Origin of the sequence: Myroides sp. LoEW2-1 (assembly GCF_009767705.1) — a bacterium.
GTDB classification, from domain to species: Bacteria; Bacteroidota; Bacteroidia; order Flavobacteriales; family Flavobacteriaceae; genus Flavobacterium; species Flavobacterium album_A.
This window is the reverse complement of the sequence record NZ_WSPP01000127.1, coordinates 1-2,268: the sequence shown is the minus strand read 5'-3', so window position 1 is coordinate 2,268 and position 2,268 is coordinate 1. Positions and strand designations below refer to the sequence as shown.

Annotated in this window: 3 protein-coding genes and 1 pseudogene; all 4 read left to right on the top strand. The window is 29.9% G+C overall.

Annotated features, from left to right (window positions below):
• The first annotated feature begins 317 nt into the window (after positions 1-317).
• Positions 318-1,055, top strand: coding sequence for a KilA-N domain-containing protein (locus tag GOQ24_RS08635; protein WP_160339483.1), 738 nt, complete (start codon positions 318-320; stop codon positions 1,053-1,055).
• Between the two features lie 5 nt (positions 1,056-1,060).
• Positions 1,061-1,306 carry a hypothetical protein gene (locus tag GOQ24_RS08630; RefSeq protein WP_160339482.1) on the top strand — a complete coding sequence of 82 codons (246 nt, stop codon included), beginning with the start codon at positions 1,061-1,063 and terminating at the stop codon, positions 1,304-1,306.
• A gap of 103 nt (positions 1,307-1,409) precedes the next feature.
• Positions 1,410-1,703 carry a hypothetical protein gene (locus GOQ24_RS08625; RefSeq protein ID WP_160339481.1) on the top strand — a complete coding sequence of 98 codons (294 nt, stop codon included), beginning with the start codon at positions 1,410-1,412 and terminating at the stop codon, positions 1,701-1,703.
• Between the two features lie 10 nt (positions 1,704-1,713).
• A pseudogene (locus GOQ24_RS08620) lies at positions 1,714-2,268 on the top strand (hypothetical protein); the annotation flags it as partial.

The following is a 2,268-nucleotide window of genomic DNA, read 5'->3' as shown; positions in this document are numbered from 1 at the left end:
GATTTACAATTCTCACAATGTACTATGTAGTTGTCTTAAAAGCTCTTTGACATATTGGGAAACAAACATTTTAAAATAGTATATAAACTATTGACGTAGTCTATTATTTTAATCTGCTTTGTTTCAAACGCCACGAGGGGCGTTAATACCTGTCAGTATTTCTTTGTTTTATAATTATCTAAAATTTTACCAAAAAATTACTGATAAGCAAATCAGTAACACTAGATTAATTATAATACAAAGATAAGAATATATACTTCTATATGTACATACGTACATATAGATTATCGTTAAAATTATCTTAAATCAAACGTATTTTGAAAACAAATCAAATACTAGAACGTCCTATGGGGGAATTTAACGTACTCCAAAGAACACAAGACGGCTATTTTGATGCCAATATTTTATTAACTCAATGGAACAATCAAAAAGGTAATTCTAAAAGGGAGTTAAAAAGATTCTTAGATTCTCCATCAACAATTCAGTTTACTGAAACTATTATTGAAGAGGAGTTTAAAAAAAGTCAACCACTTGATAATCAACTATGCGCAAATATGCGATTACCTGAAAATCAAGTAGTTAAAAAAACAAAAGGAAGAACTTTATCTGATGGTAAAAAAACAAGAGATCAAGTTTGGATGCACCCTTTACTTTTCATTGATTTCGCCATGTGGATAAATCCAAAATTTAAATACCATGTTTTGAAATTTGTATATGATCAGTTGATTGAATCAAGAATTGAAGCTGGTACTGAATATAGAGATATGTGTTCGGCTATTAAATCTATTTGCAAACCATTAGAATCACCTCAAAAAGTAATCTCTAAAGTTTCTGAAGGAATAAATCACATTGTTTTCAATCATCACGAAAAACAAATGAGAAACAAGAAAGCTGAAGAATCAAGCATGAAAGAACTTGTTCAATTGCAACGTGAAGTAACTAGGCTTATAACTAAAGGTTTTATTACAAGTGCTGAAAGCCTTCTTACTTTCTTACGTAATGAATGGAGAGAAAAACAAAACAAAAATATTCCTCAATCTTTAAAACCACTTTAAACAAAATGACACAGAATATCATAGATACAGAAAAAGAACAAATTGAATTATTAACTCATATTGAAGTTTGTGAGTTAATGGGAATTAAGACTACTACTTTTTATAGATTCTACAACAACAAACTAACGGCCTATAAGAACGCAGAAAGACCTGAGGATAAAAAGAAATACTATGATAAAAAAGAAGTACTTGATTTGATTGAAAGTAGAAAAAAAACACCTACTAAAGTAGTTATAATTAGATCTGTATAATATATGTCAACATTAAACGACTTTCTAACTGCAATTGGTATACTGGTAGTTACCTTTTGCTTTATTCTCTTTTCACTACCAAAAACGAGAAAACCAAAGTAATATGAATATTACTCCATATATCGAAGATGGGCGTTGGAAGCTTTCTGACAAAACCTATCAAGAACAAACAGAAGCCGACAAAATTATTTTTGACGGCTTTTTTAGTGCCATTAAAAAACGTGTTGAATTTTTAAACCCTAGCATAGTGCAGGAATATACAGTAATAGTAACATTTAGAAGAGGAGATTGCACTGATTGGTGCGAAGTGAAAATAAAGGCTCATTCAGAAGAAGAAGCAATTGAAAAAGCCAGTCTACCACCTGGTTACAAAATCTACTCAAAACAACTTAAATAGCAGGAAAAATATGTCACAAGAGAAACAAAACAATGAATTGAGCATAGAAAACTTTAATACAAAGGTTTTAAAAGAAATAAAGAGTAAAGAGGATGAACAATTACAAATAGTAACTGACAATCCCTACATTGAAATAACAGATAATGAAACGTTTACTATTGCAAAAAAACGCCGTACAAACTACGTTACTGCAAGAACTTCTTTAGAAAAAGAAAAGAAAGCAGTAATTAATAAAATAAAAGAAAACATAACTGTCCCTATAACAGAATTGTACAACGAATTCATCCTAATTACAAAACCACATGAAGAAAAGCAGCAAATTGAAGTAAAGCGTTGGGAAGATATAAAAGAGCAAGAAAGACAAGAAAAACTACAAATTGAAGAAAAAAGGAAAGCTACTCACAAAAACAATATTAAACTAATTGTTTCCGCTATTACAGAAGAAATAAAAGCTTTAGATTATAAAGGTTCATTAGTTTACCAGGTCGAACCTATCCTCAATGGAGAAGTAGTTGAACTAGATAAATTTGAAGAATTTGGCACTACCCTACTATCTGAATTAGAG

What these genes read in the sequence shown, in the direction of transcription:
- GOQ24_RS08625 (WP_160339481.1), top strand. Translation starts at nt 1,410, where the DNA reads ATGAATATTACTCCATATATCGAAGATGGGCGTTGGAAGCTTTCTGAC.
- GOQ24_RS08630 (WP_160339482.1), top strand. Translation starts at nt 1,061, where the DNA reads ATGACACAGAATATCATAGATACAGAAAAAGAACAAATTGAATTATTA.